The organism is Ruegeria sp. AL12, assembly GCF_056540885.1.
Genome location: NZ_JBQFXN010000012.1, coordinates 21,023 through 36,841, shown reverse-complemented (window position 1 = coordinate 36,841; position 15,819 = coordinate 21,023). Strand labels below are relative to the sequence as shown.

Genomic DNA, 15,819 nt, shown 5'->3' with positions numbered 1-15,819 from the left:
CTTACCCCTTCACGTAAAGCGGGACGCGCTGCGAGAATTCGGCACCGTTTCCGTCACGCGCCACCAATCGGATGTTCCAGTTGCCCTTACCCAGTGTAGCAGGCGTGGCATAGGCTGTACCGTCGAACGTAAAATCCGGCACGAAGTCGTCGCGCACATGGGTTGCCCTGCCGACCACGGCCTGCAATTCGCTCACCTCAACCGGCGCACCGCTTTCGTCGGTGATGTGCAGGATCAGAAGGCCGCCTTGGGTTTCCGCCCGAACTGTCCAGCCCAGCGCCTGCTGCTCTTTCAGGCGCTCGTTGAACTCCTGACTGGCGACGTAGGAGTTCTTGACCTCCAGCCCGGGAAAGGTTTTCACCGCATTATACGCCAGCACGAGGTTCACCGCGATGATCACGCCAAAAGCGCCGACAAACACGGCCAAAGCGTGCTTTCCGGTGAATTTACGTTCGGCCATGATCAGTTTCCTCGTCCGTTAAACGTGGTGTCCTTGTAGGCGCGTTCGCCGCTGCTGAGGTCTTCGACCCAGATCCGTACTGGTGTCGCCTCTGCTGTGGCCGGATCGCTATCGCGAGAGGCCACGATATATACACGGGTCAATTGTGCCGTATCCGCCGTGACATTCACAGTATCGATTTTGGTTCCCTCGATTTCCAGTCGCATCGCCGGATCGCCCGCCAAAGACAGTTTGAACAGACGGTCCTCACCGTGCTTATTGCGCAGACGAACGTCATAGGTGTTGCGGATTGTACCGTCCGACAGGGTGACGAAAGTGGGGTTGCGGACCGGCGCGACCGTCAGATCGATGTCAGAACGGATGAAGAGCGCAAACAACAGCCCGAACCCGACCAGCGCCCACAATGCGGTGTACATGATCGTACGCGGCCTCAGAATGTGCTTCCAGACATTCTTGGCGGGCTCGCCGGATCGCTCATGCTCTTCATCGCTCAGCGCCATGTAGTCGATCAGCCCTCGTGGCTTTCCGATCTTGGCCATCATGTCATCACACGCGTCGATGCAAAGGGCACAGGTGATGCATTCCAGCTGCTGGCCATCCCGAATATCGATTCCGACAGGGCAAACATTCACGCAGGCCATGCAGTCGATGCAATCCCCCAGTTCAGAATCGGCCGTCCGCTTGCCTTTGCCGCGCGGTTCACCTCGCCATTCGCGATAGCCGACAACCAGCGTGTCCTCATCCATCATCGCCGCCTGAATGCGCGGCCAAGGGCAGGCATAGATACAGATCTGCTCGCGGGCGAACCCGCCGAAGAAGAAGGTTGTACCCGTCAGGATCAACATCGTCGTGTAGGCAATGGGATGCGCGTTGCCCGTCACAAGATCACGGGCCAGCGTAGGCGCATCCGCGAAATAGAACACCCAGGCACCACCTGTCGCCAAACCGATCAGAAACCAGACCGCCCATTTGGTGACCCGCAAGCGAGCCTTTCGGAAATCAAGCTTTTCCTGACGGTGCAGGCGCAGGCGGGCGTTTCTGTCGCCTTCAATCCACCGCTCGACCAGAATAAACAGATCCGTCCAGACGGTTTGCGGGCATGCATACCCGCACCAAACGCGACCCAGAGCCGACGTAAACAGGAACAGACCCAAACCTGCCATGATCAGCAGACCAGCGACAAAGTAGAATTCGTGCGGCCAGATCTCGATCCAGAAGAAATAAAAACGTCGATTTGCAAGATCCAGCAGGACAGCCTGATCAGGCAGGCTGGGGCCGCGATCCCATCTGATCCAGGGTGTCACATAGTAGATGCCCAGTGTCACGATGAGGATGATCCATTTCAGGTTTCGAAACGGCCCCGAAACACGTCTTGGAAAAATCGGCTCACGCGCGGCGTAAAGGCTGGGGGCGGGATCGGAATCGCTCACTGGCTGGCTCCACAAATGGGTCTTCTGAAGACGTCTTGTTCCAGATCATGCCTAGGCGAACTTTGACATGGGTCAAAAAGCGCATCGAGCAAACATCTTTTAAAGATCAGCCCATCTTGCCGGCACCGGAGATCAGGTATTTTAGCCGATTTTCAGCCTATTTTGGCGGAAAATCTACTTGTGGCGCGATACCAGCTGCACGTGGGACATGCAGTTTTCCAAGTGCCGACCAATTGTCGCAGCCCCGGGTCAGCCCTGCCCGAACGCGGGTGATCAGCCGTCGTTGCAAAGAACGGAATGGCAAAACAACAGGAATTCAGTGTAAAAAAGCACCGGCTGTTCAGGAAACGCGCGAACAGATGGAACAGCCGGTGCTACAGCCTTCGGGCGGCCAGCCGCCCGAAGGTGCCCTCTAGGTCTTACTGGCCACCACCCAACTGGTGGACATAGGCGGAAACCGCACGGATCTGCGCCTCGGTCAGTCGGGTATCCCAGGGCGGCATGACACCAAAGCGGCTGTAAGTCACTGTTTCGGTCAGAGCTTCTTCGCTACCGCCATAAAGCCAGATCGCGTCGGTCAGGTTCGGCGCCCCCTGGAAGATGTCACCTTTGCCATCTTCACCATGGCAGGACGCGCAATTGTCTTCGAAGACAACCTTGCCCGCCTGTGCCGCCGCGTCATCGGTCTGAGCGTTGCTCAGCGACATGACATACTGAACCACCTGCGTGATTTCGTCATGCTCCAGGATTTCACCGAAGGCAGGCATCTCGGAATAGCGCGCATCGTCACTTTCTTCGTTCCGGATACCATAGCTGACGGTGTAGACGATATCTTCCATCGTACCACCCCACAACCAGGCATCATCCAGCAGGTTCGGGAAACCCGGCGCGCCCTGCGCACCAGAACCGTGGCACTGTGCGCACCAGGTACGGAACACGGCACCGCCAGAGTTCACGGCATATTGCTGAAGCTCAGCGTCCTTCGCGATGTCTTCCAATGGTGTTTCCACTAGTTTGGCGTTCCAGGGTGCATTTGCCTCTTCGAATGCGACCATCTCCTGCTGGACCAAAGCCCGTGAAGACCAGCCCATGACGCCGGCGGTTGCCGACTGCACCAGGGGCCATGCTGGATACATGATCGTGTAGATCACGCCCCAGAAGATAGTGGCGTAGAAGGTCCATAGCCACCAGCGCGGCATCGGGTTGTCGAACTCTTCGATCCCGTCCCAGCTGTGGCCGGTTGTATTCGGATCACCCGGCTGTTTTTCAGGTGTCTTGCTCATTGCCGCGCCTCCTTGGATGTGGCGGGTTTGTCTTGATGCCGGAAGGGGATGTTGGCGGTGTCCTTGTATTCCTTGCTGGCACTGGGGCGGAAAACCCAGATGACGATACCAACGAAGAAGGCGAACAACAGCAGCAGCATCCAGCTATCCGCGAACTGCCTGAGAATTGTGTATTCTTCCATCACGATCCTCCTTTAGCGGCTTGCGTCCGGGGTGAAGGTCGAGAAATCGACCAACGTGCCCAACATCTGAAGATAGGCAACCAACGCATCAGCTTCGGTCAACTCGGGCTGGCCGTCGAAGTTGCGCACGTTGACCTTGTCGCCATAGCGCTCGAGCAGCCCGTCATAGTCGCTGTCCGGGTCAGCCTGAGCGAGGAAGTCGGCTTGTGCGTTTTCCAGCATCTCTTCGGTATATGGCGTACCGACCAGAGCATTGGCGGCCATCACATCACCGATGTACTTTCCGTCAATTTTGCGATGTTCGAGGAAGCCGTATTTCGGCATCACCGATTCCGGCACAACGGATTGCGGATCCCGCAGGTGGTCGACATGCCATTGGTCAGAATAGCGGCCACCGACACGCGCCAGATCCGGTCCGGTCCGTTTGGACCCCCACTGGAACGGGTGATCGTACATCGATTCCGCCGCCAGCGAGTAGTGGCCATAGCGTTCGACCTCATCCCGCATCGGGCGGATCATCTGGCTGTGGCAGACATAGCAGCCTTCGCGGATATAGATCTCGCGCCCCGCCATTTCGAGAGGGGTATAAGGGCGCATGCCCTCCACCTTTTCGATTGTGTTCTCAAGATAGAACAGCGGGGTGATCTGAACGATGCCACCGATGGTCACGACCAGAAAGCTGAAGATCAGCAGGAGGGTCGCGTTGGTCTCGAGGATCTTGTGTTTGTCGAGAATTGCCATTGCTCCGGCCCTCCTTATTCAGCCGGGACCGCGACGGTCAGGCTGGCCTCTTTGGCCGGCGCTTTCCGCACAGTCATCCACAGGTTGTAGCACATGATCAGCGAACCGGCGACGAACATCACGCCACCCAGAGCACGCACCACATACATCGGGAACTTGGCAGCCACGGTGTCGGCGAACGAGTTCACCAGGAAGCCGTTGGCATCCACTTCGCGCCACATCAGGCCTTCCATGATACCGGTGACCCACATCGACGCGGCGTAAAGTACGATACCGATGGTGGCGAGCCAGAAGTGCCAGCTGACCATTTGCAGCGAGTACAGACGCTCACGCTTCCACAGGACGGGCACCAGGAAGTACAGCGCACCAAAGGTGATCATGCCGTTCCAGCCCAGCGCGCCCGAGTGCACGTGACCAATGGTCCAGTCTGTGTAGTGCGACAGCGAGTTCACCGCGCGGATCGACATCATCGGGCCTTCGAAGGTGGACATGCCGTAGAAGCCGACCGAGATCACCATCATCCGGATCACCGGGTCAGTGCGCAGCTTGTCCCATGCGCCCGACAGAGTCATCAGACCGTTGATCATACCACCCCAGGACGGCATCCACAGGACCACCGAGAACACCATGCCCAGCGTCGAAGCCCAGTCAGGCAGCGCGGTATAGTGCAGGTGGTGCGGACCGGCCCAGATATACAGGAAGATCAGTGCCCAGAAGTGGATGATCGACAGCTTGTACGAGAATACAGGGCGTTCGGCCTGTTTCGGGATGAAATAGTACATCATGCCCAGGAAGCCGGCTGTCAGGAAGAATCCCACCGCGTTGTGGCCGTACCACCACTGGATCATGGCGTCTTGTACGCCCGACCAGACGATGACCGATTTCGAACCCCAGATGCTGACGGGAACGGTCATGTTGTTGACCAGGTGCAGCATCGCGACGGTGACGATAAAGGCGAGGTAGAACCAGTTGGCCACATAGATATGCGGCTCTTTCCGCCTGACGATCGTGCCCAGGAACACCGCCAGGTAGGCGACCCAGACAATGGTCAGCCACAGATCGACATACCATTCAGGTTCGGCATATTCCTTGGACTGCGTTCCGCCCAGAACATAGCCCGTCGCCGCCAGCACGATGAACAGCTGATAGCCCCAGAAAACGAACCAGGCCAGATTGCCGCCCCAAAGACGCGCGGCGCTGGTACGTTGAACGACGTAGAACGACGTTGCGATCAGCGCGTTGCCACCAAAGGCAAAAATCACTGCCGACGTGTGCAGCGGACGCAAACGACCGAAATTCAGATACCCCTGTGCCCATTCAAAGTTCAGCACCGGAAAGGCGAGCTGAAACGCGATGAAGGTCCCGGCCAGAAACCCGACCACGCCCCAGAAGGCGGTAGCGATCACGCCATAGCGGATCACGTCATCCATGTATTCGCCCGAGCGATCGACTAGAATATCTGGCTCGTCAGTGTTTCGAAGCGTCCAGATAAACAGGCCACCGGCGATAAGCATCACCAGCAGTGCATGTACCTGATACGCCAAATCGCGTGCATAATTGGTTCCGATCGCTGCAAACAGCGCGATCAGACCAAGCACGATCAGCTTGATGTAATTCGACATATTGCGTCCCTTTGCCATGCCCCGCGCGTTTTTGATTCTTGTACGCGCGAAACCCATTTGACTGGCTGCCGTTCTGAAGCACGGCAGCTGTTACTGCTTTGATCTGTATCAAGACAGTTCTGCGTTTTCTGTGACACGCATTGTAGAGGAAATAGGCCGACTGGTCACATGAGACCAAATGCCCGAATCATGAGGTCGCAATGACTTACAAATCACTACTCACTGTCATGACCGAAACACAGACGGCACCCGCCGCTCTGGCGCAGATGGTGGCCCTGGCAGAATCGCAGGATGCACATGCCGAAGCCCTGTGCCTTGGCGTCGATCGCAGTCAGACAGGTTATTACTATGCGGGTGCCAACGCGCTTATCGTTCAGGAAACACTGAGCCGGGCCAATGCCGAGGCCCAGGAGCTGTTGAACTTTGCCAATGACTACCTTGGCAAGTCCGGCGTTCGTTGGTCCGCCGAGCACGGCGTCGCGCAGATCGCCGATATCGGACGCCATGTTGCGCATAGGGCACGGTTTTCCGATCTGGTGGTCCTGCCGCACCCTTATGGCAAAGACCGCGGTGCCGAGGCCGAGCCGATCATCGAAGCCGCCATGTTCGAAGGGCATTGCCCGGTTCTGGTCGTACCGGACGACGTCGAGCCGCTGTCGGTGCCGCGCAATATCATGATAGGTTGGAACGAAAGCGTAGAGGCCATGTGCGCCATTCGTCACGCCCTGCCCTTCCTGAAACAGGCCGAGCTGGTCCGAATCGTGGTCATCGATCCGCCCCGCCATGGGCCGGACCGGTCTGATCCGGGCGGAATGCTGTCACAGATGCTGGCCCGACACGGGGTCAAATGTGAGATTGATGTGCTGAGCAAAAGCATGACGCGCGTGTCGGATATTCTCAACCGTCACGCATCCGATACAGAATCGGATCTGATCGTCATGGGCGCTTACGGTCATTCCCGTTTTCGCGAGGCCATTCTGGGCGGCGCAACCCGCAACATGCTGGAGCAGTCTACCGTACCGGTATTCCTGGCCCATTGATCCGCCCTTCAAAAGCCGCCCGACGTGGCGGCTTTTGTCATCCTCTCTTTTGTCATCCTCTGCGGATCAGGCCTATCAGGAACAACAGGATCACGGCACCTGCTGTTGCGAAGAGGATAGATGACAGCAGGCCGCCGCCAACGGCGAATCCAAGCGCCGGAAAAATCAACCCCGCCAGAAACGCACCTACGATTCCGACAACTATGTTTCCGAAAAGACCAAAACCCCTGCCCTCCATGATCTTTCCGGAAAGCCAACCGGCGATTGCGCCGACCAAAAGCATTGCCAACAAACTGGTAAATTCCATGCCGAGCTCCTGAATTAGATATCTCGCGAAAAAGACTGCGGCGGCTGTTCGTGGTCAAAAGCCGATTACGTCAGACCGGAAAGCCGCCATCCGAATCGTCACCTGCCTCTTCCATCAGGCGGCCCAGATCGGGGATGGTCACGTGTCGCTTTCCTTCAAGTGTGATCACCCCGTCTTTTTTCAAAGCTGATATCTGGCGACTGACCGTTTCCAATGTCAAACCCAGGTAATCCGCCATTGCTTCTCGGGTCAGGGGCAGGTCGAACACGATAGATCCAGTCAGACCCTTTTGGCTGACCGAAGCGTCCCGGCGCGCAATGATCGACAGCAGGCTGGCAATCTTCTCACGCGCCGTTTTGCGCCCCAGAACCAGCATCCACTCGCGGGCGGCATCAAGCTCGTCCAAAGTCATCTGCAAAAGACGATGGGCGATATGCGGGGTGTGGTCCATCAACTCTTCGAACGGTTTTTTGCGGAAACAGCACATCACGACATCCGTCGTGGCCTGAACATCATAGGGCGCAGTATCGCGACCCGGGCGGCCAACGAAGTCGCTTGGCAGCAGCAGACCAACCATTTGGGTGCGGCCATCTTCCATCGTCTGGGTCAACGATGCGATTCCGGCCACAACCGAGCCGACAAAACTCATCTGATCCCCAGACCAGATGATCGTCTGACCAGCCTCGAAACTTCTGTAATATTTAATGCTTTCAAGCTCTTCCAGCTCATCGGCATCACACCGGGCACAGACGGCGCGATGACGAATCGGGCAATCTCCGCAATTTGAATGGTCAAATTGTGCTTTTACTGTCATGCGCGTTCCCACTTGATCTCCATCAAAGCACCTGTGTCGCCTGTCGCATAAGGGTATCGCCATGATAGTGAAACCACAATTGGCAAAGCTTGGACTTTTTGACGCGAAAGTACCGCGTTACACAAGCTACCCCACCGCCCCCCACTTCAGCAACGACGTGGGAGCAGATATGTTCGGCGACTGGATTTCCGGGATCAAACCCGGCAGTGCAATTTCGCTGTACGTTCATGTCCCATTCTGCCGCAGGCTATGCTGGTTCTGTGCCTGCCGAACACAAGGGACACAAACCGATAATCCGGTAATCGCCTATGTCGATGTTCTGAAGGCCGAACTGGACCTTCTGGCGGCACGTCTACCTGAAGGAGTGGTTCTGTCGCGCCTGCACTGGGGCGGCGGCACACCAACATTGCTGAACGCCCAATTGATGCGCGAATTGGCACAACACATCCTGGGTATCGTACCCATGGGGCCGAATGCCGAATTCTCGGTCGAGATCGACCCGAACGAGATTGACGAGGCGCGTTTGGATGCGCTGGCAGACGCGGGCATGAACCGCGCCTCGATCGGGGTGCAGGATTTCGATGACGAAATCCAAAAAACCATAGGCCGTATTCAAAGCTATGACACCACGCGCGACGCCATCGACATGATCCGTGAACGTGGCATCACCAGCCTGAATGCGGATATCCTTTACGGTCTGCCACATCAGACCAAGGCGCGCATGACGGAAAGCGTGCAGAAACTCCTGTCGCTCAACCCGGATCGCGTGGCACTCTACGGTTATGCCCACGTGCCTTGGATGGCCAAGCGGCAGCAGCTGATTCCGTCGGACGCCCTGCCCACACCGGAACAGCGCCTTGAACTGTTCGACACGGCCCGACGTTTGTTCCTTTGGGACAATTATGCCGAGATCGGTATCGACCATTTCGCCACTCAGGATGACGGTCTGACCCACGCTTTGCGCGCGGGCCGCCTCAAGCGGAACTTCCAGGGTTACACCGACGATCAGGCCGATGTTCTGATTGGTGTCGGGGCCAGCTCGATCTCTCGTTTCCCGCAAGGTTACGCGCAGAACGCTCCGGCCACCTCTGCCCATACTAAAGCCATTCGCGATGGGCAGTTTTCGACTTCCCGAGGGCACCTTTTCAAAGGTCAGGACATTCTGCGTGCCCGTCTGATCGAGGCATTGATGTGCGATTTCAAGATCGACTCGGCGGAAATCCTGCGGGATCACGATATTTCGGCCTCTGACCTGGACGAGATGTACCGCGCAGCCAACGCATCTTTCGACGGAATGCTGCAAATCACCGAAGCCGGGCTTTTCATACCGCCCGAAGCGCGGGCGCTGACCCGGATGATCGCCCGCAGCTTTGACGCCTATGACCTCAGCAAAGCCGGGCACAGCTCGGCCATCTGACCCTTTTTCGGCGGGCAACATTCGGCCCGTGACGCGCAAAACACATCAGGGGCTTGACGCACGCCTGCGGTTTTTCCCACACTCATGTTGTAGGGCGGCATCTCGCTCTGCGGTCTGAGGCGGGCAAAATACAGACAATCCTTGTCGGCGCCAACGCGTCGGTCGGTCCCTTTCGTGTAGCCAATCTGCAACCTGAAAGAGGGACAACACTCATGCGCGTTTTCACCGTCCTCGGGCCCAGCCAATCGGGCAAATCTACGCTTGTCGAGGCCATCAGCCGCCTCGACGGGCGCCCCACCACATTCGATGTTTCCGGAACCGTGCATTTGCACGGTTTTTCTTACCTGGACGAGCCCTGGTGCGCGATCGCCGTCGATGGGGGCGGCGATGCACTGGCCTATGTCGGCCCTGCAATGGCGATTTCGGACGCCGCCGTGGTCGTGGTGCCCCCCGACCCGAATGCCGCCGTTCTGTGCGCGCCCTACCTGCGATTGGTCGAAGAGGCCGGCATCCCCTGTTTTCTGTTCATCAACCGGATGGACAACCCCAATGGCCGCGTCCGCGATATCATCGCCGCTCTGCAAACATACTGCACCCACCACATTGCGCTGCGTCAGGTGCCGATCCGCGAAGGGGATACGATCATCGGGGCGGTTGATCTGATCTCGGAACGGGCCTGGAAATATCAGGAGGGCCAGCCCTCGGCCCTGATCGAACTGCCTCAATCCGTCGAAGACCGCGAGCAGGAAGCGCGAACCGAGCTGCTCGAAACCCTGTCCGATTTCGATGACAACCTGCTGGAACAGCTGATCGAAGACAAACAGCCGCCAAGTGACGAGGTCTATGATCTGGCGGCACAGGTCCTGAAGAACCACCAGTTGATTCCCGCCTGCCTGGGTGCCGCAAGTCACGGCAACGGGCTGACGCGTCTGATGAAGGCGCTGCGGCACGAAGCCCCCGAATTTGACATCGCCGCCGGGCGCGACGAGGCCGCAGACAGCGCCCGCGCCATTGCCGGTTTTGCAGATGTCAAAAAGCACATCGGAAAAATCGTGGTTCTGCGCGGCCTGGGGGACGGCGTGCAAGCCCATGAAGCCTTGGGCGGTGAGACCGTCGGCAATCTGACAACGCTGGATGCCAAAACCCAGATCGCCACGCTTGAGGCCGGGCAGATTGGTCTGGCGGTGAAATCCGATCACCTAAACCCCGGCTATATCTACGACAGCAATTCGGCGACGGAACTGCCGGAATGGGCAGCCTCGCATCCGGTGGCGCATCGTCAGATCGTCTCGCCCGCGCATGAGCGGGACGATGTGCGCCTGTCAAACGCCCTGAGCCGCCTGGCCGAAATCGACCCCGGCCTTCACCTGCAACAGGATGAGCTTACCGGCCACGCCGTTCTTGGGTCTCAAGGTCCGCAGCACATGCGACGCGTGACCGCCAAACTGGCCGAGGATTTCGGGATCGAGATTGAAGCCGACCCGGTCGAAACCGCCTATCGCGAAACCATCCGAACACCTGTCGAACATCGCCACAGACACCGCAAACAATCCGGCGGGGCTGGGCAGTTCGCGGATGTCGTGATCTCGGTCGCGCCGCTGCCGCGCGGATCTGGGTTCCAGTTCGAAGAGGTGGTCAAGGGCGGCGCGGTGCCCAAGAATTACATCCCATCCGTGGAACAGGGCGCCAGAGACGCGCTGGAGCAAGGCCCCGAGGGCTTTCCGGTGGTGGATGTGAAAGTCACGCTGCATGACGGCAAACATCACAACGTGGACAGTTCCGATTATGCCTTCCGCACCGCGGGCAAGAACGCCGTGCGCGAAGCGCTGCCACAGGCCAAGCCCGTTGTTTTGCAGCCGATCCTGAACGCCGAAATCCACCTGCCTTCTGATTTTGTTGGCGACCTGGTGCCGACGATCAGCTCTCTGCAAGGACAGGTTCTGGGATTTGAGGGCAACCCAAACGCATCAGGCTGGGAGATTTTCAACGCTCTGATTCCCGCCGTGGCCGAGGATGAGTTGCATCGCACTCTTGCCAGCGCCACGCGCGGAACCGGGTGGGTCAAGCTGAGCTTTGATCACTATGAAGAACTGCGCGGGCCGGTGCCAAAGTCGGCATCACGCGAAGCGGCCAACGCACACTGACATTTCCAGAATTCCTCTGATCGGCCCCGCCGGTCAGAGGGCATCCGGGACCACGTCCCATTTCTTTAAAAAGAGCTAGAGAGGAGTCTTTGTTATGGGATATTCAAAAGCCATCCTGAGCACAGCTGCCGCAGTATCCTTAGCACTGTTTGCCAGTGAAGGCCTTGCGAAAGGAAAACCCAAGGGCGCATCGGCAACTGATCCCCAGCAAATTGCACAGTTGTTTTCAGGGAAAACGTCAAACTGGAGCCGGGGCAGCAAATTTTATTGGGCTCCCAACGGTGTCATGCATGGCGTTGGCAAAAATGGCGACTCCATCGGTATCGGTAAGTGGTACGTCACCAACAAAGGAAAACTGTGCAACGAGACGACTTGGTATTGGCCTGAGAACGGTCAAACAAAGTCAGAATTGTACAATGAGTGCTGGGAGTTCGTAACAGCGCCAGACGGAACCATTTGGGAACGTTACCTTCCTGAGAAATCAGACTGGTACAAGCATAAGTACGAAAAACAGGTCAAAGGCGACACCCAAAAAAGAAAATTCAACAAGATCAAGAAATATCTGGGGCTTTGATCTCTGGCCGGGCGGGTAACAACCCGCCCTACCCCGCCGCAGCAATCAATTCGCGGGTATAGTCGGTCTGGGCATTTTCGAACAAATCCTCGGCCGTTCCCATTTCAACCACATCTCCGTTTCGCATGACGATCACCTTGTGCGACATCGCCCGCACAACTTTCAGGTCGTGACTGATGAACAGATACGCCAGCCCGTATTTCTTTTGCAGATCGCGCAGCAGATCGACGATCTGAACCTGAACCGTCATGTCCAGCGCGCTGGTCGGTTCGTCCAGAACCAGCAGCTTGGGGCGCAAGACCATCGCGCGCGCAATCGCGATGCGCTGACGCTGACCGCCCGAAAACTCGTGCGGATACCGGTCCATCGCCGCAGGATCCAGGCCCACCTCGGTCATCACCTCAGCGACCAGTTCACGCGGCGCGCGATGAGGATCAATGTTGTGAATGGCCAGACCTTCCGCGATGATCTGCTGACAGGTCATGCGTGGGCTGAGGCTGCCGAACGGGTCCTGAAACACTATCTGCATATCCTTGCGCAGTCGGCGCAGCTCTCGTGTGGACCATTTTCGAACATCCTGATCGCGGAAGGTGATGCCGCCTTCGGACGCGATCAGACGCATGATCGCCAGCGCCAGCGTGGTCTTGCCCGACCCGCTTTCGCCCACGATCCCCAAGGTCTCACCCGCGCGCACGCTCAGCGTGGCGTCATTCACCGCCTTCACATAGCCGACCGTGCGTTTCAGAAACCCGCGCTGGATCGGGAACCAGACCTTCAGGTGATCGGTGCGCGCGACTTCCTCGGCATCTGTCGCAACGGCGTCTGGCTGGCCCGAAGGTTCCGCAGCCAGGAGCTTGCGGGTATAGGGGTGCTGCGGGTTGTCGAAGATCTCGGCGGTCGCGCCGGTCTCGACGATCTCACCATCCTTCATCACACAGACCCGGTCGGCGATGCGCCGCACGATGCCCAGATCGTGGGTGATGAACAGCATCCCCATGTTTTCGGATTTCTGCAAACTGGCCAGCAACTCGAGGATCTGTGCCTGAATGGTCACATCCAACGCCGTTGTCGGTTCATCGGCGATCAGGATGTCCGGCTTGTTCGCCAGCGCCATGGCGATCATCACGCGCTGCCGCTGTCCGCCCGACAACTGGTGCGGATAGCTGTCCAGCCGGTCTTCGGGGTCGCGAATACCGACCTTGTTCAACAGTTCAAGAATCCGTTCGCGCGCGACATCACCCATGACCCCCTGATGCAGGGCCAGCGATTCCGCCATCTGCTTCTGGATCGTGTGCAGCGGGTTCAGCGACGTCATCGGCTCTTGGAAAATGAAGCTGATGTCATTGCCGCGCACCTCCATCAGGCGTTGCTCCGAGGCGCCGATCATCTCCTGCCCGTCATAGGTGACGGACCCTTCGACGATCGCGCTGTCGCCCAGCAAAGATACGGTGCTGAGCGCGGTGACCGATTTGCCCGATCCGGATTCGCCCACCAGCGCCACGGTTTCCCCGCGATCGACATGGAATGACACGCCCCGAACCGCGGCACTGATCTGACCATCCTGCCGGAACGAGACCTTCAGGTTGTTTACATCCAGCAGGCTCATGAGAAGGTCTTTCTGGGATCGAACGCATCCCGCACGCCTTCAAAGATGAAGACCAGCAGGGACAGCATGATGGCAAAGGTGAAAAAGGCCGTAAACGCCAGCCATGGGGCCTGAAGGTTCTGTTTTGCCTGCAAGGTGAGCTCCCCCAGCGAGGGGGCCGAAGACGGAAGACCAAAACCCAGATAATCCAGCGAAGCCAGCCCGCCTATGGTGCCCGTGACGATGAAGGGCATGAAGGTCAGCGTGGCCACCATTGCGTTGGGCAGCATGTGGCGGAACATAATGGTCATGTTGCCCACACCCAATGCCCGTGCAGCGCGCACATATTCAAGGTTTCGCGCCCGCAGGAATTCTGCGCGCACCACGCCAACCAGCCCGGTCCAGCTGAACAGGATCATCAACGCGACCAGCAGCCAGAAACTTCGCCCCAATACCGCGAACATGATGATGATGACGTAAAGCGATGGTGTCGCTGACCAGATCTCGATGATCCGTTGAAAGATCAGATCCAGCCAACCGCCAAAGAAACCCTGTATGGCACCGGCAAAAATACCGATCAGACTGGCGGCGCCCGTCACCAGCAGCGTGAACAGGATCGACAGGCGGAAGCCGTAAATCACCCGTGCCAGCACATCGCGCTTGGTGTCATCGGTGCCCAGCAGGTTCTGGCCATTGGGCGGCAAAGGTGCAGCCCCGGGGCGATCCACAGACGTGTTGTAGGAATAGGGGATCAGCGGCCAAAGCGACCAGCCACGCTCGAACCCCTCCGCCTGGAACGTGCCGGCGTCGATCTGTTCGATAATGCCTTCGGGATCGTCAAAACACTGCTCAAGCCCGCCACTGTCTATCAGGCACTGAACCTCGGGGTCGCGATAGATCGCCTCTGTCTGGAAGTCTCCGCCAAATTCGGTTTCCGCGTAGAAGTTGAAGACCGGCATGTAAAACTCGCCCCGGTATTTCACCAGAATCGGTTTGTCGTTGGCGATGAACTCGGCAAACAGCGACAGGCCGAACAACACGGCGAAGATGATCAACGACCAGAAGGCGCGCTTGTTTCGGCGAAAATTGCTCCAGCGGCGCTGGTTCAGGGGGGACAATGCCATTTACCCCTCCCGCTTTTCAAAATCGATGCGCGGGTCGACCAGCACATACATCAGATCGCTGATGATGCCGACCACCAGCCCCATCAGGCCGAAGATGAACAGCGTGCCGAAGATCACCGGGTAATCACGCGCCACGGCGGCTTCAAAACCCAGACGTCCCAGACCATCAAGTGAGAAGATCGTTTCGATGATGATCGAACCTCCGAAGAACACGCCGATGAACACAGCCGGAAATCCGGCTATGACGATCAGCATCGCGTTGCGGAACACATGGCCATACAGCACCTTGCGTTCGCTCAGGCCTTTGGCGCGGGCGGTCATGACATATTGCTTTTTGATTTCATCAAGAAAAGAGTTCTTGGTCAGCAGCGTCAATGTCGCAAAGGCCGAGATCGTCAGCGCAATGGTCGGCAACGCGATATGCCAGAAATAATCTGCGATCTTGCCAAAAAGACTCAGGCTGTCCCAGTTGTCGGATGTAAGCCCCCGCAACGGGAAGATCTGCCAATAGGATCCACCGGCGAAAAGCACCAGCAGCAAAATGGCAAACAGGAAGCCAGGGATCGCATAGGCCACGATGATCGCTGCGCTGGTCCACGTGTCGAACTGCGAACCGTCCCTGATCGCCTTGCGAATGCCCAGAGGGATCGAAACCAGATAGGCGATAAGCGTTGACCACAGGCCCAGCGAGATCGAGACCGGCATTTTCTCGAGCACCAGATCAATCACGCTGATCGAGCGGAAATAGCTCTCGCCGAAGTCCAGCGTCAGATAGTTGCCCATCATGATCAGAAAACGTTCCAGGGGCGGTTTGTCGAAGCCGAATTCCTTTTCAAGTTCAGCGATGAACTCGGGCGGCAGGCCCCGCGCACCGACATATTTGTCGTCGAAAACACCGCCCGCCGGCTCTGACCCCGCGCCGGCATCGCCCGCACCCGCAAAACCGGCGAAAACATCCCCCTGACCTTCGATCTGGGCAATGATCTGCTCGACCGGTCCGCCAGGCACGAATTGTACTAGCGTGAAGTTGACGATCATGATGCCCAGAAGGGTCGGAATGATCAGCAACAAACGTCTTAGAACATAGGCGCCCATG

Annotated in this window: 15 protein-coding genes; 4 read left to right on the top strand and 11 right to left on the bottom strand. The window is 57.9% G+C overall.

The features are described from left to right. Position 1: 1 nt before the first annotated feature. From ACR0C6_RS19505 to ccoN, 6 genes are all read right to left on the bottom strand, one after another. The gene (locus tag ACR0C6_RS19505; protein ID WP_171230649.1) at positions 2–460 is read right to left on the bottom strand and encodes a FixH family protein; all 459 of its coding nucleotides are present in this window, start codon (positions 458–460) and stop codon (positions 2–4) included. Positions 461–462: 2 nt separating this feature from the next. Beyond that, entirely contained in the window at positions 463–1,890 is a 1,428-nt protein-coding gene (gene ccoG, locus ACR0C6_RS19500; protein ID WP_480447616.1) for a cytochrome c oxidase accessory protein CcoG, read from the bottom strand. A gap of 419 nt (positions 1,891–2,309) precedes the next feature. Beyond that, entirely contained in the window at positions 2,310–3,173 is an 864-nt protein-coding gene (gene ccoP, locus ACR0C6_RS19495) for a cytochrome-c oxidase, cbb3-type subunit III (protein ID WP_171642610.1), read from the bottom strand. Continuing rightward, positions 3,170–3,355 (bottom strand): cbb3-type cytochrome c oxidase subunit 3, encoded by a 186-nt coding sequence (locus ACR0C6_RS19490; RefSeq protein ID WP_480620740.1) that lies wholly within the window; start codon positions 3,353–3,355, stop codon positions 3,170–3,172. The genes ccoP and ACR0C6_RS19490 overlap by 4 nt, the downstream gene beginning before the upstream one ends. A 12-nt stretch (positions 3,356–3,367) precedes the next feature. Next, positions 3,368–4,096: a cytochrome-c oxidase, cbb3-type subunit II gene (ccoO, locus tag ACR0C6_RS19485; protein WP_171230651.1), complete on the bottom strand. Its 729-nt coding sequence runs from the start codon at positions 4,094–4,096 to the stop codon at positions 3,368–3,370. 14 nt (positions 4,097–4,110) lie between these two features. Continuing rightward, complete coding sequence (gene ccoN / locus ACR0C6_RS19480) at positions 4,111–5,718, bottom strand: cytochrome-c oxidase, cbb3-type subunit I (RefSeq protein ID WP_171172554.1); 1,608 nt, start codon at positions 5,716–5,718, stop codon at positions 4,111–4,113. A 200-nt stretch (positions 5,719–5,918) separates the two neighbouring features. Here ccoN and ACR0C6_RS19475 point away from each other — a divergent pair, with 200 nt between their 5' ends. After that, positions 5,919–6,758 (top strand): universal stress protein, encoded by an 840-nt coding sequence (locus ACR0C6_RS19475; protein WP_171233862.1) that lies wholly within the window; start codon positions 5,919–5,921, stop codon positions 6,756–6,758. A 52-nt stretch (positions 6,759–6,810) separates the two neighbouring features. Here the strand turns inward: ACR0C6_RS19475 and ACR0C6_RS19470 are convergent, their stop codons facing one another. Continuing rightward, a complete protein-coding gene (locus tag ACR0C6_RS19470; protein WP_152459192.1) occupies positions 6,811–7,065 on the bottom strand; it encodes a GlsB/YeaQ/YmgE family stress response membrane protein in 255 nt (84 codons plus the stop codon). A gap of 70 nt (positions 7,066–7,135) precedes the next feature. Continuing rightward, positions 7,136–7,879 (bottom strand): transcriptional regulator FnrL, encoded by a 744-nt coding sequence (fnrL, locus tag ACR0C6_RS19465; RefSeq protein WP_152459193.1) that lies wholly within the window; start codon positions 7,877–7,879, stop codon positions 7,136–7,138. A gap of 61 nt (positions 7,880–7,940) precedes the next feature. Between fnrL and hemN the strand changes: the two genes are divergently transcribed. From hemN to ACR0C6_RS19450, 3 genes are all read left to right on the top strand, one after another. Then, the gene (gene hemN / locus ACR0C6_RS19460) at positions 7,941–9,296 is read left to right on the top strand and encodes an oxygen-independent coproporphyrinogen III oxidase (protein WP_480620737.1); all 1,356 of its coding nucleotides are present in this window, start codon (positions 7,941–7,943) and stop codon (positions 9,294–9,296) included. 212 nt (positions 9,297–9,508) lie between these two features. After that, positions 9,509–11,440, top strand: coding sequence for an elongation factor G (locus ACR0C6_RS19455; protein WP_480620735.1), 1,932 nt, complete (start codon positions 9,509–9,511; stop codon positions 11,438–11,440). A gap of 94 nt (positions 11,441–11,534) precedes the next feature. Next, positions 11,535–12,014, top strand: coding sequence for a DUF995 domain-containing protein (locus ACR0C6_RS19450; RefSeq protein ID WP_480620733.1), 480 nt, complete (start codon positions 11,535–11,537; stop codon positions 12,012–12,014). Between the two features lie 28 nt (positions 12,015–12,042). Here the strand turns inward: ACR0C6_RS19450 and ACR0C6_RS19445 are convergent, their stop codons facing one another. Genes ACR0C6_RS19445 through ACR0C6_RS19435 form a run of 3 tightly spaced genes read right to left on the bottom strand, consistent with a single transcriptional unit; the run spans position 12,043 to position 15,818 of the window. After that, positions 12,043–13,620: an ABC transporter ATP-binding protein gene (locus tag ACR0C6_RS19445; RefSeq protein ID WP_480447611.1), complete on the bottom strand. Its 1,578-nt coding sequence runs from the start codon at positions 13,618–13,620 to the stop codon at positions 12,043–12,045. Further along, positions 13,617–14,723 carry an ABC transporter permease gene (locus tag ACR0C6_RS19440; RefSeq protein WP_480447610.1) on the bottom strand — a complete coding sequence of 369 codons (1,107 nt, stop codon included), beginning with the start codon at positions 14,721–14,723 and terminating at the stop codon, positions 13,617–13,619. Before ACR0C6_RS19440 ends, ACR0C6_RS19445 begins: the two co-directional genes overlap by 4 nt. Next, positions 14,724–15,818 carry a microcin C ABC transporter permease YejB gene (locus tag ACR0C6_RS19435; protein ID WP_480447609.1) on the bottom strand — a complete coding sequence of 365 codons (1,095 nt, stop codon included), beginning with the start codon at positions 15,816–15,818 and terminating at the stop codon, positions 14,724–14,726. Position 15,819: the final 1 nt, after the last annotated feature.